A 23,198-nucleotide genomic window follows, 5' to 3' on the forward strand; every position below is an offset into this window, starting at 1 on the left:
CGTGAAATACAATGAACAACCATTTGGCGAGTTAGTAGCTGCAAACTTCTTTGAACTTGATTTTTCACCAACTATGGCAAGACCTGAAGGTACTTTCAGCACATTGCGTGAAAAAATCGTACTGGATCTTACTGTGAAAGTACTACAAGTTCAACAAATCCGTCTTGCGGCGGGTAGTGTAGTAACGCCTGTTCTTTCAGGACTTACTCCTCCAGTTAGTCCTTCTACTGATCTTTATTAATCTCTAGTTTTAGAGGAGAAAATAGATAAAAAGGGGCATTTAGAGGGCACTGAAAAAAACAATATTTGAGTTTACAGTTGAAAGTTCGGTTGAATCGAACTTTCAACTGCCTTTTTGCAATCATTTTAAACTTGGTTTTTTTTCTTCAATTTGTATATTTAGTAAAACGAAGTATACTCTTATTAAAGAATGCTTTTCATTTACATAGTTGGGATTGATGAGAATAAATAATTGCTATGAATGAGAGAGGCTGATCATTTCGTTAGGAAGAATAAAGAAAGGTATTACTACGCCTTTTTAAGGAGAAAAGGGATGACAATATTAAAAAGGCAATAGTCATTGGTGCAAGTTCTGGAATTGGTGAAGAAGTTGCAAAGGTTTTATCGTATGATGGGTATATAGTTGGGTTAGTTGCAAGAAGGACAGATAATCTACTTGCACTTCAAAAAAATTACCGCATAAATCATTTATCAAGTGTATCGATGTTTCACACATTGATGAAACGAAGAACCTTCTACAAGAGATGGAAGGGATGGATTTAATTATTATTAGCTCTGGTGTGGGCCATCTTAACCCTCATTTGAACTTAGATTTTGAAAAAGAGACAATCGATGTAAATGTTTCAGGATTTGTAGTAATGCCTAATGTTGCATATAAGTATTTTTTATCAAAAAATTCTGGACATATAGTAGGGATATCTTCAATTGGAGCCGTAATGGCGAATCCTACTGTACCTGCGTACAATGCTTCAAAAACCTTTGTTTCTAATTACCTAATCAGTATTCGTCAAAAGTTAAAGATGCAGAAGGTAACCGTTTTAGTAACCGATATTAAATGCGGGTTCGTTGATACGAATATGGCTAAAGGCGATAAAGATAAAAAGTTTTGGGTTACTTCTCCAAAAAAAACTGCTTTGCAAATTTACGATAGTGTAAAAAAGAAGTCAGTATGTTTCTAAACGATGGCGTATTATTGCTTGGGTATTAAAAATTCATTCACTCTTTAATTAATTCCTCTGAAAGATTAGTTCAAATTCAACTAACGAGGTGTGTTAATTAAAGACCATTGAGTTGCTAAGGCAGCCCTTTTTTCTTTATTGAACTAACGGAGCAGAATAGTTCAACAATGTTTTTAGTTTTACTGGTAAAGTATGTTTTTATGGAGGAAGAGTTAAATGGATAGTTTTTTCATAATACTTATGGGCTTTTTTATCGTTATTGCAAATGTGATTGGGTTTGTGTTTTTCAAAAAAGGGAAAAACCTATATTTTGCTGCTTTCATAATATTACTACTAGCAGGTGTATTTGGTGGACTAGGAGGTGCATTAGCATTATTTATTATTCGTGATGCCTTTGCGGTATTCTATGGGTTGAATCTTGCCTATTATTTACTAATAAATAGTCTTATCGTATTTCTTCTTGCGGTTTTAGTTACAATAATTAAAAAATATAGCAGTATAAAAATGTGATTAGGCAAAATCAACTTAATTTGTGAATGAATACACTTAAACTCCCAAGAAAGAACGTAATAATCTTTCATTCTCTGTGGTGTAGCGCTGGTTTTGCGCTACATGGATGGCTAACGGGGGCGTTCGTATTATATAGTTCAGCCAGAACTTTCTGGTTGAACTTTTTTTATTTAGATTTAATCTAACAGTAGCCAGGGTAGAACGTACGGGGTCGTGGGACATTGATCCCGTCAACTAAACTGTTCACCCCCTACTTGTAGAAATATGTTTGAGGCTGGTTGGGACTTAAATCACGTATAACAAGCGAAGCTATAATACTACTTGGAGGTAATAGGGGTTACTGGTGAATACGCTGTAGGAGGAGAAAAAATGAACCCCGTAGTGGGTATTGATGTAGCTAAAGATGAAAGTGAAGTACAAGCTTTTTTAGAAAAAGGAAAGCCGTATGGGGGAAATTTTTCAATTAAGCATAATCGTGAAGAGTTAGACAAGTTTATAGGATTTTTAGGAGAAATTAGATCGATAACAGGGAGTAAGCCTGTTGTCATTTTGGAATCAACAGGTCATTATCATACACCGATTATTCAATGCTTAGAAGAAAATGAAATACTTTATATTTTGTTAAATCCAATCATCTCGTATCAAGCAAAGAAGTCAAGTTTAAGAAAGGTAAAGACAGATGTCTTCGATGCCTATCAATTATGTGTTCTCTATTACAAAGAGGAATTTGAACCTTATTAAATGAGAGGGATTCAGCTTCTAATCCTTCGTAATCTATCGAGACAACAGGAGATTATAACGAACATGTATGTGGAAGCTAAGCTGCAATTTCGTACTATTTTAGATCAGGTTTTCCCTGAATATAGAAAAGTTTTTGGAGATTTTTTTTCTAAAGTCTCTTTGTTGATATTGAAAGAATATCCAACGTCAGAAAAAGTTCTAGAATCTAACGAGGATAATCTATCAAATAGTATACAGGTATTGTCCGAAGTCGTTCTGCCCTATGGGCAAGAGAAAAGGCAAGAAAACTGATAGATTCAGCCCATCAAAATCCTTTTCAGAAGGTGATGTATCAAAGTCACTTATTTAATCTGCATATGTATATTGATATCCTATTTCAATACCAAGGACACCTTTCGGAATTAGAGAGCCAAATGATATCCCTGGCAAGTGAAATAGAAGAATATAAGATTATCCAATCAATCCCTGGAATCGGTGAAAAGATCGCTGCAACGATTATTTCTGAAATTGGGGAAATTGATCGGTTTAATCACCCTAAGAAATTGGTGGCCTACGCTGGAATTGATCCGAGTGTTTATTCGTCAGGAAAATTCACAGCGACAACGAATCGGATTACTAAACGTGGTTCTAGTAGGCTAAGGCACAGTTTATATTTAGATGTTTTGTGTGGAATAAGAAGCTCTAGAAATAAAAAACTCAAAGAGTTTTATGACAAGAAACGGTCAGAAGGAAAACCTTCAAAAGTTGCGTTAGTTGCTTGTATTAATAAACTTCTTCAATGGATATATGCTTTATTAAAGAGGAAAGAAGTTTTCCTTGATTTATCTTAATTTATTAAATTGACCATTAGATGAAAAGCCTTCCACAATGCACTTGGAGGGTTATTTGGTATGCCCAAAAACAGTATAACATAAAGAAAAGTGCCATTTTACAAATAGATATTGACAACCTATTAGCTGGTTTAGTTGAAGAATACATAACAAATAAGACCACTCTGATGGGTGGTCTTATTTGTTTACTTCTTATACATACATTTTTTATTTATGTGCCTATCATCATTACGGCTCATACTGTCGTTGACGATTTTTGTATTCAATAAGATAGCCAAGATAAGCTGATTACGATTAGTATGCTTACTTTTTTTGATCATTTGATTGTCAAGACCATAATAGCAAGAATGAGGACGAAATGGAGACGGAATCCCTGTTACTATGAGGGCTATAAACAGTTGGGAGGCAAGAACATGACTAGAATACAAGCATTTAATGAGCTACATGCATCACAAGAGCTATTATTTATAGGGAATGCCTGGGATTTACTATCTGCGTTAACGCTTGAAAAAGCGGGTTTCACAGCAATTGGTACAACAAGCTGGGGAATTGCCAACTCACTTGGTTGCGCAGACGGTGAATTAATAGATTTTAACAGACATTTAGCTATTATTAAAACGATTGCAGAAAATGTAAATATACCCGTTTCGGCAGATATTGAAGCTGGTTATGGCAATACCACCGAAACGATTCTTGAAAATGTCTTAAGGACTGCAGATGTTGGCGTTGCTGGTATTAATATAGAGGATTCACTGAAAGAACAAAAGGGACTTAGAACAATAAAGGAACATTGTAACCTTTTAGCACAAATGAGAACCATGTTAGATCATCATGGCTTTCGAGATTTCTATATTAATGCTAGAACGGATACTTATTTTCTTGAGGAGCAGCCTTTTCTCGAAACATTAAATAGAGCGAAGGCTTATGTGGAGAGTGGAGCTAGCGGTATATTTATTCCAGGAATAACGGATTATCAGCAAATAAGAGAGCTGACGTTGACCGTTGATGCACCGATAAATCTAATGTCTTTACCTGGAATAACGAATTGTACTATTCTTAAAGAATTAGGGGTTAAACGTTTTAGCTTTGGCAATGCATTATCAGATAAAATTATTGCCTATATGACAAAGAATGCCAAACAATTAATTGAAACGCAGGATACTTCATTTTTATATGAACAATAGCTAAACACGGGAGGGAATGCAGTGGAACATAACATCAATCTTACTTTTGATGAAATGTGGGATAAAATTATTGCTTGTGATGACACCTATGATGGACAATTTTATACTGCTGTGAAAACCACTAAAATCTATTGTCGGCCCTCATGCAAATCGAGAAAGCCGAAAAAAATCAACGTGGATTTTTATGATAATATTCAAGCAGTTGAACGAGCTGGTTTTCGTGCTTGTAAAAGGTGCCAGCCCGAGGTGGAACATTCTCCACATACTCAACTCATCAAAAATGTAACAACTTTTTTGATAAAAGAGTATAAACAACAGCTAACATTACAAGATATTGCTAACAATGCCGGTATTAGCCCGTTTTATCTTGAACGCCTATTTAAACAAGAAACTGCTGAAACACCACGTCGATATTTAGAAAAAATACGAATTGACAAAGCAACACATCTTCTAAAAAGCACAGATTGGACAATGCTAGCAATTTGTTATGATATTGGCTTTCAAAGTCCATCCAATTTTTATAAAGTATTTAGACGTTTAAATCATTGTTCCCCTACAGAATATCGCAATCTTCATAGATAAGGAGTGATGGATATGAATTGGTCTGATTGTAAATCCTATATAAAAATTTATACACCTAGCGCATTCGATTTTACGCAATGCTTGGTGTTTTTAGGACGGTCCGAGCAAGAGCTCCTGCATCGCATAAATGGTGATTATTTATATAAGTTACTAAAATTCGATGAAGAATTCATTTTATGTAAAATTGGGTATAACGAAAATTCGATTCAGGTGGATTTCCCTCTTACGTCACCCTCACGAAGCACTCGCGAAAAAATTGCCGCCTATTTATGGGCATGGTTTGATTTAGCTCAAGACTTGAGGCAATTTTACGAAATGGCGCAGAAAGATACCATTTTGCAGCCTCTTGCGCAAAAATATTACGGATTACGGCTGATGGGCATGCCAGATTTATTCGAAGCGCTGGTCTGGGCAATCATAGGACAACAAATAAACTTAACATTCGCCTATACATTAAAAAAACGATTTGTTGAACAATTTGGGGAAAATCTAATTTTTGAAGGAGAGACATATTGGCTGTTTCCGACATATGAAAAGATCGCTACCATTTCGGTTGATACATTGAGGCAATTACAATTTACCGTTAGGAAGTCTGAATACATCATTGGTATCGCACAGCTTATGGCAAGTGGTGCATTAACAAAAGAAAGTTTACTACAACAAGATGATTATCTGCATACCAAAAAATCTTTAATGGCCATTAGAGGCATTGGTGCATGGACGGCAGATTATGTAATGATGAAATCCTTGCATTGCCCAACTGCTTTTCCGATTGCAGATGTTGGTTTACATAACGCGTTAAAAATTCAACAAGGACTAGAGCAAAAACCAACACTAGAGGAAATTTCACAAATAGCAACACATTGGAAGGGTTGGCAGGCCTATGCTACCTTTTATCTATGGAGGTCTTTATATGAATAAACAGTACAAACTAGATTACGAATCACCCATTGGCATAATAGAAATTATTGGTTCAATTGAATACATTCATGCCATCATGTTTTCTACACAAAAAAATATTGTGAATGTTCAGCAGGCTGATACGCCCCAGGTTTTAGTGGATTGTAGGGAGCAACTGCATGAATATTTTCAGGGAGAACGCTCTACATTTACTTTTCCTTATATCTTTGAAGGGACAGAATTCCAAAAAGCGGTTTGGCATGCATTAACCGGTATATCTTACGCTGAAACAGGGTCTTATAAAGAGATTGCCATATCCATTGGAAATGAAAAAGCGGTCAGAGCAGTTGGAAGTGCGAACGGTAAAAATAAATTAAGTATCGTCATTCCTTGCCATCGTATTATCGGTTCAAATGGAACATTAACCGGTTATGAAGGTGGTTTGTGGAGAAAGGAATGGCTGCTTCAACATGAAAAAGCTCACTTTCGCCATGAACTCAAATAACGTAATACGGATAAGCTGATTATCTGCATACCAAAAAAATCTTTAATGGCGATTAAAGGCATTGGTGCATGGAGGGAAATTTATGTGATGATGAAATCTTTGCATTGCCCAACTGCTTTTCCGATTGCAGATGTTGCTTAAACAGGCATATTGCTGAAAAACGAACGTTGTAAGTGTAGCAAGCAAGTTAACGGAATAAAGCAGGTTGCTTTTTCGTGCTCGTTTAAAGTAGTATGATCACTGATTATTATTAGGGAAAGATGGAGTAGAAATTCTTCGGAAAATAAATATTGATGCAAATTTAATATTTCTTCATAAGCGCCAAATAATGCTCACTGAATGACTAGTGTTGCATTATTTGGCGCTTACTTTTTGTTAACGTAATGATGGCTAATATTTTTCCCAGTATTCATACGATTCACTTTTCATCGCTAGCAGGACTTTGTATAAAAAAACGGTTATTGCAAAAAATACGAATGCGTCATCGCAGGTGTTCTTTAGGACGATTGTCAAAATACAGCTTAATCGGAAGTTATTATTACAAACGTTGAAAAAGCGCACTATAGATGGCCGGTGCAATTGTTGGCTTCTATTGCTATAACAGCTTTAGCAGTTTTGCTTGCTGAATAGAGAGGCACATTGTTTTACCAAACAACAGCTACGTCTCAAAAACGAAGGAGGTGTTACACGATGGGCGTATTATATAGGATTGCCTTAGTATTAGTCATTATCGGTGCGATAAACTGGGGACTCATAGGATTTTTCAGATTTGATTTAGTCGCTTATTTATTTGGTGGGCAAACGGCTGTATTGTCAAGGTGGGTTTATGCTCTTGTAGGTTTAGCTGGACTGATCTCTATACCAATTCTTATGAAACGATTCGATGATGAGGATGAGGTTATTACAGATACAAATACCCGTAATTACAGTAATCCTAACTACAGCATGGAAGCTGGTGAAGAAGTAGACTTCACAGATGTGCCAAAAACGAAGAAAAAAAATGGTACTTCTAAGAAGAAATAATTGTTTTGTTTGAAGTTGATGGAAGTAGACGGTTCTATCCGTCGTTTCGTGACTTCTATCTGTCACTTCGTCGGTTCTATCCGTCATTGTATACAAAAGTAGCCGTCTCAAATAATTGAGACGGCTTTAGGCTTTAGCGTATTGTGCGATTAGTCATGATTACTTGGAAAAGCAAATGTTGAGGTGGATGTGCTATTTTCCTCAAACCATTTTTCTGAGATTGTTTTAGCTTTCGTGAAGAAGCGGACTTGGTCAGGGCCAAACATATGCCCTTCGCCAAATTTTGAACGCTTCCAACCACCAAAGTTATGATAGCCTACTGGGATAGGGATGGGCACGTTTACACCGACCATACCTACCTCAATTTCACTTGTGAATTTACGAGCGACGCCACCGTTATTGGTGAAAATTGTGACGCCATTACCCAGTTCATGTTCATTGATTAATTGGATAGCTTCTTCTAGTGTATCTACACGCACCACATTACGGGCTGGACCGAATACTTCTTGTTCATAAATTTCCATACCTGGTTTAACGTTGTCTAATAGGGTAGGTCCTAAATAGAAGCCGTTTGAGTTTTTGGCGATGTCTGGGTGTCGACCATCGCAAACTAATGTTGCACCTTCTTCTAGGCTACGGTCGATAAAACCGATAATGGCGTCCTTGGATTGTTGCGTAATTACAGGTCCAAAATCAACTTCGGCATCGGTGTATGGACCGACTTTTAATTTGGCGATTTTAGCGGCTAGTATTTTGACAAGCTGATTAGCTGTGTCTTCGCCAACCGGTATAATCGTTGAAATCGCCATACAGCGTTGAGATGCTGCCCCGTAGGCTGCGCCTAAAAATGCGTTTGCAGCTTGTTCTAAGTCAGCATCAGGCATAACAATCATATTGTTTTTACCGCCCCCTAATGCTGTGACACGTTTTCCGTGCTTTGAACCGGTTGCATAGATATAGTCCGCAACTGGTGTTGAGCCGACAAACGAAATAGCTTCAACTGTAGGGTTTGTTAACAGCTCGTTGACTGTGTCTTTATCGCCATTAATAACGGTCCAAACGCCATCTGGTAAACCAGCTTCTTTCCAAAGTTCTGATAAATATAGAGCTGAGCATGGAACGCGTTCAGATGGTTTTAAAATTACGGAATTTCCGACTGCAACCGCCATACTTGTGATAGCAAGTGGCACCATAACAGGGAAGTTAAATGGTGAAATCGCTGCTACAACACCAAGTGGTACTTTAGTAGAGTAGGCATTGATATGGCCGCCAATGTTTACGGAATACTCACCTTTTAATAGATGAGGGGCATTAATGGCCAAGTCTACAGATTCTATGCCTCGTGTAATTTCACCCTTAGCATCTTCTATGGTTTTGCCACTTTCTGTACAAATGAGGTCAATCAATTTATCCATACGCTCGGTTAGTAGGTTACGGAATTTCAAGACAATCTCAGCTCGTTTTCCAACGGACAGCGCACGCCAAGCTGGGAATGCCTTTTTTGCCGTTTCGATGGCAAGTTGTACCTCTTGTTTTGTGGCAAGTGGCACACGGGCAATGACTGATCCCGCACTTGGATTAAAGACATCGGAGAACTGACCACTTTTGCCTGGAACGAACTCTCCATTAATAAAATGACCTAATTCTTTTACTTCTGTATTGGTTACCATAGTTTATTTCCTCCTTATTATGACTGTTGCTGAAGCGCATTTAAGGCATTTGTGAATCTTTCGACAATGAAGTCTTTCTCATCTAAGGTAATAATAAGCGGTGGCGAAAGTGTCAAAATATTATTGAAACCAGCAACTGTAACGCCATTTTTCCCAATGATTAATCCCTGGTCTTTGCATAAGCTAATCACTTTGTTGACTTCAGCTGTGTCTAGTGGTGCTTTACTGTTTTTGTCGCTCACAAGCTCTACGCCAATTAGTAAGCCTTTTCCACGAATATCACCGACATTCGGATGAGTTTGTAATTGCTCTTGTAATTCAGCAAGTAGGAGAGTGCCGAGTTCCTCAGCGCGAGTAAATAAATTCTCTTTCTCCATAATTTCGATATTTTTCAATGCCACTGCACAGGCTGCAGGTGAGCCCCCAAATGTGTTGACATGGCGGAAGAAGTCATATTCTTCGCTACCTACAAAAGCCTCATAAATTTCACGTCGCACGGCAGTTGCAGATAGTGGCATATAGGCACTCGTTAAGCCTTTTGCCATTGTGACAATATCGGGCTGAATGCCATAGTTTTGAAAGCCAAATGCTTTGCCTGTACGGCCAAAGCCACAAATTACTTCGTCAACTATTAGAAGTGCCCCGTGTTTTTCACAAACAGCTTTAACCCCTTGCAAGTAGTTTTCATGAGGCATAATTACGCCGCCACCTGTAATAATTGGTTCCATAATAACGGCTGCAATCGTATCGGACATTTCCCAGGTCATTACTTGATCGATTGCCTGTACGGATGGCAAAGCGACAGGATCTTTAATATGATCTTCATTGGCACGATAAGCATCTGGTGGTGTGACATGTATAAAGCCCGGTGCTAACGGCTCGTACTTGTATTTGCGCTGGGCTTGTCCTGTTGCGGCTAAGGCGCCCATTGTGCTCCCATGATAGGCACGATACCGAGAGATAAATTTTGTACGGTTTACAAATCCTTGTTGTTGATGATATTGACGGGCAATCTTGAATGCAGCTTCGTTGGCTTCGGAACCACTATTGGAGAAAAAGACTACATAATCATCACCCAAAAGCTCACTAATTTTTTCGCTTAATTGAATGGCAGGGATGTGGCCAACTGATAATGGTGTATAGGTATTTTCAAGTAATTGTTCGTAAGCTACCTTTGCGACTTCCTCTCGACCGTAACCAATATTGACGCACCATAATCCAGACATAGCGTCTAGATATCGCTTGCCCGTTGTGTCTGTAATCCAAGCACCTTTTGATTTTTGTACGATCATGGTTGCATTGGGATTGTAGGGTTTCATCGAGTGCCAAACATACTGTTCATCTTTTACTTGCCAATTTTGACTTGTTAAATTCGTCACTGTCGATTATCTCTCCTTTTAACATAAGCAGCATGTTATGCAAGCAATCTATGACAGCAGTTTAGGGCTAGATTGTCATGTGTTATACTGCTTTCTTTTGATATTGATAGAGGTATCCCAAACATACTTCTCAGACAACTCCATTGATACTTTATATGAATACATAAGGTGGTTTAGAAGAGAAAACTATTGACCGAAGATTCTGATATATTAAATTATGCAAATGCACATATCGACAAAATTCGATTAGTGATGCGCCAAAACATCTTCTATTAAAAAGGCTATATAAAGATTGGTTTTTGTAAATGGGTTAGCTAAATCCATATCTAACAGCATCTCAATTTTTTTGATTTTATAAAGAACCGTGTTGCGATGAATAAATTGTCGTTCACTAATTTTACTTGTACTGCCATTTTCCTCGAGAAAAATGCGGAGAAACGGTACATAATCTGTATTGTGCAGATCATCATATTGATAAAGTTGACCCAGTATATCTTGACTAAATGATTTGATTAACTTCTGATTTTGTACAGCCATGATAATTTTATATGCGCCAATCTCCTTATATTTGTATAAGAATCGATTATTATGCAGCTGGGCTAATTGGATAACGGTTAGTGATTCTTCATAGCTTTTACGTACACTGTCAAGTTCTTTATGATAGTTTCCTTTGCCAATGATAATATCTAAATCACCATTTTTCTGTGAAATTTTGTTGTAAATTTCTTCCACTATTTTTGAGAAGGGGATATTTGGTGTATTGATTTGTGCTCGATCGATTAAAAAAATGAGGTGATTTTTATGCTTCAGTTTCAAGAAGCGCTTATATCTATGTTGAAATGCGAACTGTATCATGACCTCATAACGGTCAATGCTGGATTGTCCGCCAATGGTTGTGCAAGAAATGATTGCTAGCTCTCTACCTTGTGGAAACCCGAGTTGGAGTAAACTTTCTTTAATAGAATTTGTATGCTGTTTGTAGTGAAATAGTAAGTTATAAAGGATTTTTTCTTCTACAGAATGCTCTTGCTGATGCGTAGCGATGAATTGAAAGGTTGTTTTTAAAAGATCGGCTACACGACAATTCCATGGCATTTGAAAAAGTGGGAAATCGTGCTCGTTAGCAAAAGTAATAACCGATTCAGGAATGTCTGGAATATAAGGACCCGTGTTGACAATAAAGCCCGCTACTTTTTTAGAAAAGGCTAGTTTAACTAGCTGTTCCAAGGCATCGTCTTGTTGAGACAGGTTGATGCCTGTCGTTACGACTAATTCATTTGGTCGGCAAAACATAATTAAATCAATGCTCTCTATTACGTTAATACCTGTAACTCTACGATACAAACCGCTATGACCAGCTACTAATGATAGCATAGGGAATTGAACTCCCTCCACAATTTTGCGAATTGTCCCCATAATACCCCCCCTTAATATGAACATAACTTACCATATATAATGTGCAGATGCACATATTTTTTTAGGTTTATATCTATATCTCACCGTTTTTTTCTATCTTAAAATTTATATAAATGAACCTTCAATTACTAATGTGAAAGAGAGGACTTGCATATGTATAAATGTAATAGTAGACGATTGCAAGAGTCAATTGAACAATTTAGTCAATTTGGAGCAACGCCAAATGGGGGTGTTACTCGTTTGTCTCTTTCGAATGAGGATCTTTTAGCAAGGGACTACTTTTGTAAGTGCTGTGAAGAACTAGGTATGGATATTATAGTAGACGATATGGCAAATATCTATGCAATGCTACCAGGGAAAAAAGAGGTTCCCCCCATTGTCATGGGATCACATTTAGACTCGGTTGAAAAGGGTGGGAAATTTGACGGTGTTTTAGGCGTTTTAACGGCATTAGAAGCAATCAGAACATTAAAGGAAAATGAAATTGAACTAGATGTGCCATTAATGATTGTCAATTTTACGAATGAAGAAGGCGCTCGATTTGATCCGGCAATGATGAGCTCGGGTGTGATTTCTTCCAAATTCGAAAAAGATAAAATGCTACAGTCTGTCGATAAAAATGGCATTACCTTTAAAGAGGCGCTTCAAGAAAGTGGTTATGAGGGGGAAGAGGATAACCGTTTAACTGAAGCGCTTGCTTATATTGAACTGCATATTGAGCAAGGGCCTGTACTAGAGGCAAAGCAATTCGAGATTGGTGTTGTCGAAGGCGTTTTAGGTATGGTTTGTTATGAAATCACCATTTCTGGAGAATCAAATCATGCGGGGACAACACCTATGTCGATGCGTAAAGATCCGATGATCGTAGCGTCCACAATCATTACGTATTTACATGAACAGCTTGGAAAAATCGATGAAACACTGGTGTACACATTTGGTCGAATGAATGTGTCTCCTAATATTCATACCGTCATACCAAATAAAGTAACGTTTACGATTGATTCACGTCACCAAAACCCTGAGGTGATGCTAAAAGTTGAACAAGTACTAAAAAATCTACCTGCAGAAGAAAAAGGTTGTAACATTCAGCCAGTCAAACTATGGGGGAGAGATACCGTGTTGTTTGATGCACTGATTTGCAATGAAGTGGAAAAATCAAGTCAGGGCTTCGGCTATCGATCTCATCGAATGTTTAGTGGGGCTGGTCATGATGCACAGTATATTGCCAGCATGATTCCTTCAGCAATGATTTTCGTGCCGAGTATTCATGGGAAAAGTCATTGTGAAGAAGAAGAAACACCATTTGAAGACTGTGCTAAGGGTGCGGATGTGCTATTGGAGACGGTTTTGACACTGCAAACAAAGTTCAGCATGGGTGAGACATACACGTTACATTAACCGATTGCTGCACACGGAAAGCGCAATTACTTTATTTTCTTTAATAATACTCGCCTTTATTACTATGAAAAGTGAGTTATGAAATTGATTCATATAGCTATTAATTAGAAACGAAGGGTGTGGGGGAGTATGAAAAAAATTATTAAAGGTGGACTTGTTGCAACGGCTTCAGATTTGTATGAGGCAGATATTTTCATTGAAAATGGAAAAATTGTGCAAATTGGAAAAAATTTAATGATCTCAGGGGCAGAGATAGTGGATGCTACGGGCAAGTATGTCATGCCAGGCGGAATTGATCCACATACGCATTTAGATATGCCGTTTAACAACACAGTAACTGATGATGATTGGAAGTCAGGTACGATTGCAGCCGCATTTGGTGGCACGACAACCATTTTAGACTTTTGTTTAACAGCTGGAGAAGAGAAGCTTTCTACAGCTGTAGAAAAGTGGCATGCAAAAGCAAAGGGCAAATCGGCAATCGACTACAGTTTCCATTTAATGATTGGGGATTTAACACCTGAGACAGAAGCGGAATTACCGTTATTACTAGAGCAGCAAGGCATTACGTCTGTGAAAGTGTTCATGGCTTATGCAAAAGAATTCCAAGCGACAGATCGTACGTTATTTAAAGCGTTTAAAATCGCTAAAGATGTAGGCGCTGTCGTGATGGTGCACTGTGAAAATGGCTCCGTCATTGATGAACTTGTAGAAGAAGCGAAACGAGCAGGTCATACAGAGCCAATCTATCATGCACTTACGCGTCCAGCAGAATTGGAAGGTGAAGCGACGAAACGGGCTATTGAACTGGCTCATATCGCAGGTGCGAAGCTGTACGTTGTGCATGTCACTTGCAAAGAGGCCGTAGATGAAATTATCGCAGCGCGTGAAAAAGGTTACGACGTGTATGGGGAAACATGTCCACCTTATTTAACACTGGATCAGTCTGCATTAGCACAGCCGGGTTTTGAGGGAGCAAAATATGTTTGGTCACCACCACTTCGTCCGAAATACCATCAAGAGCATTTATGGAATGCCCTTAAAGCGAAACAATTACAAACAATTGGTTCGGATCAGTGTTCATTTAGTTTCAATGGCAAGAAACAATTAGGCTTAAATGATTTCTCTAAAATTCCAAATGGTGGGCCGTTTATCGAAGATCGCTTCAGTATCTTATATTCAGAAGGCGTGACAACAGGCAAAATTTCAATCAATGAGTTTGTCGATATGGTCTCTACAAGTGCTGCAAAAATTTTCGGTTTATACCCGCAAAAAGGCACGATTGCTATCGGTTCTGACGCCGATATTGTTATTTTTGATCCACATGTAAAACGCGAAATTTCTGCCAAAAAGCATCATATGAATGTGGATTATAACCCGTATGAAGGCTGGGAAGTTACTGGGGAACCTATCAGTGTACTTGTACGCGGTCAGTATGTCATTAAGGATAAAGAATTCGTAGGGGTATTAGGTAGTGGCCAATATCTAAAACGTGGATTAAAACCGGCTACTGCAGAAACTATAAAAATGTAACTTCTTTCAGCAAATATTTTTTGTACCGAAAGCGTAGCAACAGGTACAGAAGTCTCCCACTTCTAGAGGTGGTGAGATGAATGCGGGTTTAAGTTACTTTTTTAGCGGGTGTCCAAACACCTGATGAAATAGAGGAACTCAGTCTAAGAACGGCACGTCCTGTGGCAACGACTGAGTGACCAACATCATGTTGGCCTAATGCCTCCGGCGGATGTCACGGAATCGGAAAGGAGTGAATTTAGGATGTTAGCCTAAGTTCGTCGCATTCATGCGACAACGGCTAACTGATCTGCATCGTGCAGGCCTAAGTGCAAAGCCGAATCTGGACGCAATTATGCCGAGGCATAATTAATCTTTTTTTCGTGAATGCCCGCTTGTTTCTGTCTGGAGAGCGAAAACAAGCGAGCGAGGAAAAGTCAACACATGAGGGGGATGTGGAAATGGTTTCAATGACTTCGCAACTTGACCGAAATTTTGTTGAATTAACAAGCAGGATGACAAAAAATGAAGCAATAGAAGAGGCAAATCGCTGCTTATATTGCTACGATGCACCCTGTATAACAGCTTGCCCGACGAGCATTCAAATCCCAAATTTCATTAAGAAAATCGCTTCAGGTAATATGAAAGGTTCGGCAACTACGATTTTAGAGGCAAATCCGATTGGTGCAAGCTGTGCGCGAGTATGTCCGACAGAAGAGTTATGTGAAGGGGCATGTGTGTTAAATTCCTCAACAAAACCAATAAGAATCGGCCACTTACAGCGCTATGCAACCGATTGGGCGATGGAGTCGAATGTTGAGCTATTTAAGAAAGGACAAAGCAATGGACAACAAGTAGCCGTTATTGGCGCGGGGCCGGCTGGGTTATCAGCTGCGCGCGAGCTTAGTCGTTTTGGTTATCGTGTCACAGTATATGAAGCCGAAGCGAAAGCTGGTGGCTTAGGGAACTATGGCATCGTGTCTTTCCGCCTGCCGAACGAGGTAGTGGATTGGGAAATCGAGCAAATTGTGAAGCTTGGCGTAGACATTAAAACAAATACAACAGTAGGCGTGGATATCTCGGCGGATGAGATTTTACAACAATATGACAGTGTCATTTTGGCGGTTGGTATGGGAGCTGTGCCGAATGTCGATATTGAAGGTGAAGATTTAGTTGGTGTGCATGATGCAATCGAATTTGTAAGGACAACAAAAATCGGCCCGCTTTCAACAGATTTAGTTGGCAAACGAGTAGCGGTCATCGGTGCGGGGAATACAGCAATTGATGGTGCGACATGTGCGGTTCGTTTGGGTGCAGACAATGTGAAAATTCTATATAGAAGAACACAAAAAGAAATGACTGCATACCAATTCGAATTTGAATTTGCCAAACAAGATGGTGTGGAGTTTAAGTGGCTGACAGCTCCGAAAAAAATTGTAGGTAATCAGGCCGGTGAGGTAGTAGCGATTGAATGCATCAAAATGAAATTGGGTGAGGCCGGGGCTGATGGTCGTCAAAGACCACAAGAAATTAAAGGCTCCAATTTTATGATTGAAGTGGATGCTGTCATTAAAGCAATTGGTCAGACACGCTTTGTGTCATTGATTGAAGCATTTAATTTAAAGCATACCAACGGTGTTGTCGATATTGACGAAGCGACAATGCAAACGTCAAATAACAAAGTGTTTGCATGTGGTGATGTCGTATTTGGAAATGGACAAGGTGAGGCAATGGTTGTTACAGCTGTTCAGCAAGGCAAAGATGCAGCCTACAGGATACATGAGCGTTTACGAAAACCTAGCGAGATTGCATAACTGCATGCAGCAGGAGGATTATACTTTTATACATGATAAGAGAACTATCGTTTAGCGTATGCACAGCGGATATCGAACGTTCGCTGTATGTAGTTATAACCTCCGGCGGGTGTCATCGATTTTGAACGGAGCAGTTCGTGCTCACGACTGACAACATCTCGACGCTAAATTCGCTGGAGTGATTTTGATAGGAGGGGAAGCGACATGGCAGATTTGCGCATTGACTTAGCGGGGATAAAATCACCTAATCCATTTTGGCTCGCTTCAGCACCGCCAACGAATTCTGGCTATCAAGTGCAACGTGCATTTGAAGCGGGATGGGGCGGCGCTGTCTGGAAAACATTGGGGGAACCGATTTTAAATGTTTCTTCACGATTTGCAGCAGTTAGCTATAACGGACAAAGAGTAGCAGGTTTTAATAATATTGAACTGATTACAGATCGACCTTTAGAAGTAAATTTAAAAGAAATTTATGACACGAAAAAAAGGTTTCCTAATCATGCGATTATCGCTTCGCTAATGGTAGAGCCAAAGCAAGAAAAGTGGCATGAAATCGTAAAACGAGTAGAAGATGTGGGAGTTGATGGTCTTGAGCTTAACTTTGGTTGTCCACATGGGATGGCAGAACGAGGAATGGGTTCTGCCTCTGGTCAAGTCCCTGAATTGGTTGAAAAGCAAACGTATTGGGTGAAAGAAGCTGCACGTACACCCGTCATTGTAAAGCTAACGCCGAATATTACAGATATTACGGTTACAGCAGAAGCGGCAACTAGAGGCGGAGCCGATGCCATTAGTATGATAAATACGATTAATAGCTTAGCGGGTGTAGATTTAGATACGTGGAATACAGTGCCTCATGTTGCTGGCAAAGGCGCACATGGTGGCTATTGCGGCCCTGCCGTTAAACCGATTGCGCTCAATATGGTGGCAGAATGTGCACGAAATCCATTCATCAATGTACCTATTTCGGGCATCGGGGGTATTTCCAACTGGCAAGATGCTGCGGAATTTATGTTGATGGGCGCCACTGGAGTTCAAGTTTGTACAGCGGCGATGCACCATGGATTTAGTATTGTAGAGGACATGATTGATGGTCTCAATAATTATCTAGATGATAAGGGAATTGCTTCTGCAATGGATTTAGTGGGACGGTCGGTACTACGTTATTCTGACTGGGGCAATTTAGACTTAAATTACAAAATCGTTGCTGAAATTAATAATGATGTATGCATTAACTGTAATAAATGCCATATCGCTTGTGAAGATACGTCACATCAATGTATCGATCTGTATTCAGAAAGTGGGCGTCCGATGCTGAAGGTTCGTGAAGAAGATTGTGTAGGCTGTAATTTATGTTCAATTGTTTGCCCGGTAGATGGAGCGATTACAATGGTTGAAAGAAAATCAGCTATTGCGCCTATGACTTGGAATGAACGTCAAGTGCTTATCAGTAGCCTATCTCGATAGTTACACGATGAATGATTTACTAAAATGCCACCTTTGTTCTGTAGATGTAACTAAACTCAATGAAGGAAAAACCTCAGGTAGTTGTCACGGAAATGTTTTCATTCGCTAGATGATGCCGCTATTGGCGTTAGATGAACGCCATAATGCCCCTGTAAAGTGGATGATGAGAAGACGCTTGAATGAAGAAAAAGCCTCCGGCGGATGCCAAGGATTTTGAAGGAAATTACTCGCAGATGTTAGCCTAGCTTTGTTGCAACCATCCGATAATGGCTAACTTAGCCCATGTCAAAATCCGGACTCAATTACGCCGAGACGTAATTGATTAAAAAGGAGCGAAATGTATGGAGAATGACGGGAATTATTTGAAATCCCTAGATTTACTTCCAGTGACACATCAACAAAGAAATATTGGCGCATTTGGTTTTGCGGTTATTTGGGTAGGGATGGCGATTGTTTTAGCTGCCTTTGCGATTGGTGGATCGGCTATTATGAGCTTACCAATGCCAATGGTTATTTTAGCGACATTAATCGGCTCGTGTTTAATCGGCATATTTATGACATTAATTGGTGATATCGGGATCGAGCATGGCTTATCATTTCCTGTATATATGCGCGCGCCATTCGGTACATTTGGCACGCATATACCGTCACTCGTTCGTGGCGTGACAGCGGCGTGTTGGTTTGGCATCAACACATATTTTGGTGCAATGGCGATTAATGGTATTTTGAATTTACTTTTTGGCTATAACAATTGGTTTATATGCTTCCTCGTTTTTGCTGCATTACAGTTATTCAATACATCGCTTGGCATTAAATCCATCGAGCGATTTGCAGATTTAGCAGCACCGATTATTATCTTAATCTCGTGCTGGATGTATATTACGCTGGCAGATAATGCAACTGCCCAAGGAAAAGATGTCTGGACTTGGGTAGAAGCACCAGCAACGGGTATGGCAGCCTTTACAGCGTTTATGGTCGTTATCATGGCAAACATGGGATTCTGGGCAACATTGGCAGCCGACATGCCCACACTTTCACGTTTCTTTAAAGCGCCAAAAAATGAACGTAATTGGTTCAAACGCAATAAAACGCAGTTAATTGGTTCACTGATCGTCATGCCTATTACCAATACTTTTATGATTGTAATTGGTGCAGTTTGTTATATGGCAGTGTCATCCGCTGATCCAATAAACGCCTTGCAACAAAGTGCAAGCGGCATTGTCTTAGGAATCCTATTGCTAATGATTGTATTAGCACAATGGTCTACGAATACATCGGCCAATGTCATTCCTGCAGCGACGATTTTTTCTAACATTGGTGGACCAAAAGTGCCGTTTTGGGTTGGCGCTGTCATTGCAGGGATTATTGGGATACTAGCACAGCCATGGAGTCTATTTGATGTTTTGGTCAATGCTCTATTAATCATTGGTGGTATTTTAACAGCCATCGTAGGAATTTTATTTGCCGATTATTATTTAATCCGTAAACGTCGCGTAAATGTAAAAGATCTTTACGAGTTAGACGGCCAATTTAAGTATTTGAAAGGCTTTAACTTAGCAGGTTTAATCGCTTGGATTATCGGTGGGGCCATAGCAAATATGTTTCCGACTTATTCATCATTAATTGGTTTCTTTGTTGGGGCCCTTCTTTATTATGTATTAGCGAAATATTGGTGGTTCAAAAAGTATCCACAAGCAGAACTAGGAGATCCAAGTGATGCCAAGTACTTAGGGATTACCGCGGGTCACAATTTAGATGAAATCTTTAGCCAAGAACAAGTACCTATGCCGCCTGTTATAGCAGATGAAGGGGATGCAGTAGAGTCAATTGACCCAGTACTCGAAATAAAAGGTGCTGAATAAAATAAAAGCAAGTGGATATTCCAGGGTAGCGAATTAAGGCCAGTAATGTTGAACAAAGCGAGGTGATGGCATGTCAGATTACTTACAAAGTCTGGATGAAATAAAGAAAGTGGATCACTTTTTGGACAGTGGCTATAAAATTCAGTATGTCTACGAAAACCTAAGTGGGATGTTTGTTGAATTTGGACGTCAGGAAGAAGTTGTTCTTTTACAGATTCTTACAGCAGATGCGCGTAAGTATTTCTCAGCAAAACTTCAAGAACAAACATTATTGCAGTGAGGCACAAATTTTATATGTAGTGGATATCACTCTATTCCATCATGCTCTTCAACTGATGGAATAGAGTTTTTACGTTGTTGGTGACTCAAAAGAAAAATATGCTTAGAGGACTCCTATATGCAATTTATTACCATATAGGAAGACTGGCGTTATTGTTCGAAGGACTTTTTACAGCCATAGAGATATGAATTCTAGTTTTCGCTCGTTATTTGATAGTCCTTAGATGAATTGACAGTCACAGAAAATGGTTGCTGCTCATTACCAGTCACATGTCCATTTATAGCGGGGGATTACTAAACCGTAAATAAGCCTATAAAAAGTATATAACTTATAAATACGATTAAAATGGATGAAATACTTAACGAGATAACACTACGAATGAAATGAATTTTATTTTCAACACCACCGAATCCAAAAAAATTTAATCCAAATGTTATAAGTGAGAGTAGGAGAATGGAACAGAAAGTAACTAGCCAAAAATTATTGGGTACATACAACCTTACCGATAGATTGAGAATGGTGAAAAATAGACATATGATGCTTAGAAAAAATGCCCATTTATTAAAAATTGTCAGCAAAAATATTCCTCCAATTTAAGATTCTAACTTCTTCTAAGACAAGACCAAATAGATCTGCTCCTCTATAAAAAGATAATGACCAGAACTTCACACTGTAACATTAAAGATAAGTAATTGTACATGAGGATTTATTCTATCTTTACTTTTTTATAATGTTGCACATATTATGATGATGTCCATCAATATTTTTGAATAGGAGACAGAATTATGAAAAAAGTGAATCAAAATGCAATTAATTAGCACGTTACTTGAGAAAGAAATACTAGGGTGTCAATAAAAAGTTTTAATAAAAACATTGACTTCTAAAAGATATTCTTTTAGAGTGAATTTGTAAATTAAATATCCTCGTTAGGTGAGGCTCCTGTGTAGGAGATATGCTACTGCCCAGAAATGTCGAAAGACGCCAATGGGTCAACAGAAACCATCGACATAAGGTGGTTTTTAATGTAGCTGGCTTTGTCCTATGCCACACAGTGCTAAAGCTCTACGAATGGAGGAACAGATTTGCTACAATTTATTTGTTGTGCAATCAATGTACGTATATAGTACCGTGTAAACACCTTCATTCGATATGAGGGTGTTTTATTTTTTCTGTGAGGTGAGGAAAATGGATAACTATTCAGAACCAGACTCGAAGTATTATAAAAATGAACTAAATACACAGAATATCCATGAGGAATTTTAAATTATCTTTCTTAACGATTGTTTTATCGTTGGGGGAATATTTTTTTGTTCCTCAATGAAGGAGTGGTTGTTAAAATGATTAAAAACATGCCAAAAGACCAAATAACGCTTCAAATTATTAAGGCATTAAAAGAAGGAAAACAGAAAGAATTACAAGCCATATTAAAGGAACTCCAACCTTATGATATTGCACGAATTTTTGAGGAGCTACCAGAAAAACATCATACACGTTTCTTATTGTTTCTTACCCCTGAACAAATCGCTGAACTTATTCAAGAGCTTGAAAAAGTACATCAATTAAAAGTTCTAAATAAATTAGGTATCGAAAAATCAGGACAGGTAATGGATTTAATGGATAATGATGATTTAGCTTCGTTGTTAGAAAACCTATCTCCTGATAAAATTGAAGAACTTCTTTCAGGTATGAAGCAAGAAGAATCAAAAATTGTTCAAAATATCATGAACTATCCTCCTGAAACGGCAGGACGAATAATGACAAACCGTTTTGTGTGGATTCCTCAACACTATACTATTCGAGAATCAGTTGATAAACTTAAAATATTTGCAGAATTCTCAGAAACGATTAACTATTTATATGTAATCGATAATGATAAAAAATTAGTAGGTGTTGTATCCTATCGAGATTTAATAATAAGTGATGAATTTGAAAAGATTCAAGATATTATGTATAGCAGAGTGATCTCCGTTTCTGCTGAAACGGACCAAGAAGAAGTAGCTCGTGTAATAGAGCGTTATGATTTTTTATCAGTTCCTGTTGTTGAAAAAAATAATGAATTAGTAGGTATTGTAACAGTTGACGATATTATTGACGTTGTTATTAAGGAAGCAAACGAAGATATTGAAAAACTTTCGGCATCTGGTAAAGCCATTGATTTTGACACGAAGGCACACGTGGCTGCGTATCGCCGACTTCCCTGGCTTATTTTACTTTTATTTATCGGATTAGTTTCAGGAACCATTATTAGTGGTTTTGAGGAAACATTATCCAAAGTTGTCGCACTTGCCTTCTTTATGCCTATGATTGCTGGGATGACTGGAAATACAGGTACTCAATCATTAGCTGTTGTTGTAAGAGGCCTAATTACTACCGACACTAATAAAGGCGTAGTTTTTAAACTTATTATTAGAGAACTTAAAGTTGGATTGATTATAGGCATTACCTGTGGCATATTAATCTCGATTATAGCCTATATTTGGCAAGGAAATCCGGTTTTAGGTTTAGTTGTTGGAAGTTCATTAGTTGTGACTCTAATTATTGGGACTTTAGCTGGGACTATTATTCCTTTAATCTTATATAAATTTAAAATCGATCCAGCAGTGGCATCTGGTCCATTAATTACAACACTAAATGATATTCTATCATTACTTATTTACTTTGGAATTGCAACAATGTTTATTTCAAAATTGATGTAGAGACGTAATTTAATCTAAATCATTTATCAAGTATTGTTAAGCGAACGGGGAATCGATCCTTAGTAAAAAAAGACTTGGTACGATAATTTAGAAATGATCAAACTTTTTTAAAATCCCAATCTAATCTGCTGAAAAAGAATCCATTTTGATCAATCTTTTGTCAAAATGGATTCTTTTTATAGTGTAAAATGCATCCTGTCCTAGCGGCTATTATTCTTTTACAGTGAAAT

At 38.4% G+C, this 23,198-nt stretch carries 17 protein-coding genes, 3 pseudogenes and 1 riboswitch; of the genes and pseudogenes, 17 read left to right on the forward strand and 3 right to left on the reverse strand.

Annotated elements, in window-relative coordinates:
- The 9 genes and pseudogenes from H131_RS23590 to H131_RS09360 all read left to right on the forward strand — a co-directional run.
- A pseudogene (locus H131_RS23590) lies at window positions 1-241 on the forward strand (CsxC family protein); the annotation flags it as partial.
- A gap of 356 nt (window positions 242-597) precedes the next feature.
- Window positions 598-1,199 (forward strand): annotated as a pseudogene (locus H131_RS09325) (SDR family NAD(P)-dependent oxidoreductase).
- Window positions 1,200-1,415: 216 nt separating this feature from the next.
- A complete protein-coding gene (locus H131_RS09330) occupies window positions 1,416-1,709 on the forward strand; it encodes a hypothetical protein (protein WP_010858864.1) in 294 nt (97 codons plus the stop codon).
- Between the two features lie 369 nt (window positions 1,710-2,078).
- Window positions 2,079-3,280 (forward strand): annotated as a pseudogene (locus H131_RS23595) (IS110 family RNA-guided transposase).
- A gap of 413 nt (window positions 3,281-3,693) precedes the next feature.
- Window positions 3,694-4,464 carry an isocitrate lyase/PEP mutase family protein gene (locus H131_RS09340; RefSeq protein WP_010858866.1) on the forward strand — a complete coding sequence of 257 codons (771 nt, stop codon included), beginning with the start codon at window positions 3,694-3,696 and terminating at the stop codon, window positions 4,462-4,464.
- A 21-nt stretch (window positions 4,465-4,485) separates the two neighbouring features.
- Window positions 4,486-5,046 carry a bifunctional transcriptional activator/DNA repair enzyme AdaA gene (locus H131_RS09345; protein WP_010858867.1) on the forward strand — a complete coding sequence of 187 codons (561 nt, stop codon included), beginning with the start codon at window positions 4,486-4,488 and terminating at the stop codon, window positions 5,044-5,046.
- Window positions 5,047-5,058: 12 nt separating this feature from the next.
- Complete coding sequence (locus tag H131_RS09350) at window positions 5,059-5,967, forward strand: DNA-3-methyladenine glycosylase family protein (protein WP_010858868.1); 909 nt, start codon at window positions 5,059-5,061, stop codon at window positions 5,965-5,967.
- Window positions 5,960-6,451, forward strand: coding sequence for a methylated-DNA--[protein]-cysteine S-methyltransferase (locus tag H131_RS09355; protein ID WP_010858869.1), 492 nt, complete (start codon window positions 5,960-5,962; stop codon window positions 6,449-6,451). Before H131_RS09350 ends, H131_RS09355 begins: the two co-directional genes overlap by 8 nt.
- Before the next feature lie 690 nt (window positions 6,452-7,141).
- Complete coding sequence (locus tag H131_RS09360; protein WP_010858870.1) at window positions 7,142-7,474, forward strand: DUF378 domain-containing protein; 333 nt, start codon at window positions 7,142-7,144, stop codon at window positions 7,472-7,474.
- Between the two features lie 149 nt (window positions 7,475-7,623).
- Here the strand turns inward: H131_RS09360 and H131_RS09365 are convergent, their stop codons facing one another.
- From H131_RS09365 to H131_RS09375, 3 genes are all read right to left on the reverse strand, one after another.
- Entirely contained in the window at window positions 7,624-9,144 is a 1,521-nt protein-coding gene (locus H131_RS09365) for a CoA-acylating methylmalonate-semialdehyde dehydrogenase (RefSeq protein WP_010858871.1), read from the reverse strand.
- A gap of 17 nt (window positions 9,145-9,161) precedes the next feature.
- A complete protein-coding gene (locus H131_RS09370) occupies window positions 9,162-10,523 on the reverse strand; it encodes an aspartate aminotransferase family protein (RefSeq protein ID WP_010858872.1) in 1,362 nt (453 codons plus the stop codon).
- Window positions 10,524-10,769: 246 nt separating this feature from the next.
- Window positions 10,770-11,939 carry a PucR family transcriptional regulator gene (locus tag H131_RS09375; RefSeq protein WP_010858873.1) on the reverse strand — a complete coding sequence of 390 codons (1,170 nt, stop codon included), beginning with the start codon at window positions 11,937-11,939 and terminating at the stop codon, window positions 10,770-10,772.
- A gap of 153 nt (window positions 11,940-12,092) precedes the next feature.
- On the opposite strand from H131_RS09375, the gene H131_RS09380 reads away from it, so the two are divergent.
- From H131_RS09380 to mgtE, 8 genes are all read left to right on the forward strand, one after another.
- The gene (locus H131_RS09380) at window positions 12,093-13,337 is read left to right on the forward strand and encodes a Zn-dependent hydrolase (protein WP_010858874.1); all 1,245 of its coding nucleotides are present in this window, start codon (window positions 12,093-12,095) and stop codon (window positions 13,335-13,337) included.
- 129 nt (window positions 13,338-13,466) lie between these two features.
- The gene (gene hydA / locus H131_RS09385) at window positions 13,467-14,870 is read left to right on the forward strand and encodes a dihydropyrimidinase (RefSeq protein ID WP_010858875.1); all 1,404 of its coding nucleotides are present in this window, start codon (window positions 13,467-13,469) and stop codon (window positions 14,868-14,870) included.
- Between the two features lie 440 nt (window positions 14,871-15,310).
- Window positions 15,311-16,663: an NAD(P)-dependent oxidoreductase gene (locus H131_RS09390; protein ID WP_010858876.1), complete on the forward strand. Its 1,353-nt coding sequence runs from the start codon at window positions 15,311-15,313 to the stop codon at window positions 16,661-16,663.
- A 204-nt stretch (window positions 16,664-16,867) separates the two neighbouring features.
- Window positions 16,868-18,130 (forward strand): NAD-dependent dihydropyrimidine dehydrogenase subunit PreA, encoded by a 1,263-nt coding sequence (preA, locus tag H131_RS09395; protein ID WP_010858877.1) that lies wholly within the window; start codon window positions 16,868-16,870, stop codon window positions 18,128-18,130.
- A 341-nt stretch (window positions 18,131-18,471) separates the two neighbouring features.
- On the forward strand, window positions 18,472-19,992 hold the full coding sequence (locus H131_RS09400; RefSeq protein ID WP_010858878.1) for an NCS1 family transporter: 1,521 nt from the start codon (window positions 18,472-18,474) through the stop codon (window positions 19,990-19,992).
- A gap of 70 nt (window positions 19,993-20,062) precedes the next feature.
- Window positions 20,063-20,272, forward strand: a complete 210-nt coding sequence (locus H131_RS09405) for a hypothetical protein (RefSeq protein WP_010858879.1) — start codon at window positions 20,063-20,065, stop codon at window positions 20,270-20,272.
- Between the two features lie 453 nt (window positions 20,273-20,725).
- Complete coding sequence (locus tag H131_RS24325; RefSeq protein WP_155242390.1) at window positions 20,726-20,869, forward strand: hypothetical protein; 144 nt, start codon at window positions 20,726-20,728, stop codon at window positions 20,867-20,869.
- Window positions 20,870-21,187: 318 nt separating this feature from the next.
- Window positions 21,188-21,353, forward strand: a riboswitch (M-box (ykoK) riboswitch).
- Window positions 21,354-21,609: 256 nt separating this feature from the next.
- Window positions 21,610-22,968, forward strand: coding sequence for a magnesium transporter (gene mgtE / locus H131_RS09410; RefSeq protein ID WP_010858880.1), 1,359 nt, complete (start codon window positions 21,610-21,612; stop codon window positions 22,966-22,968).
- The last annotated feature ends 230 nt before the right edge of the window (window positions 22,969-23,198 follow it).

Origin of the sequence: Lysinibacillus sphaericus OT4b.31, from assembly GCF_000392615.1 — a bacterium.
GTDB classification, from domain to species: Bacteria; Bacillota; Bacilli; order Bacillales_A; family Planococcaceae; genus Lysinibacillus; species Lysinibacillus sphaericus_B.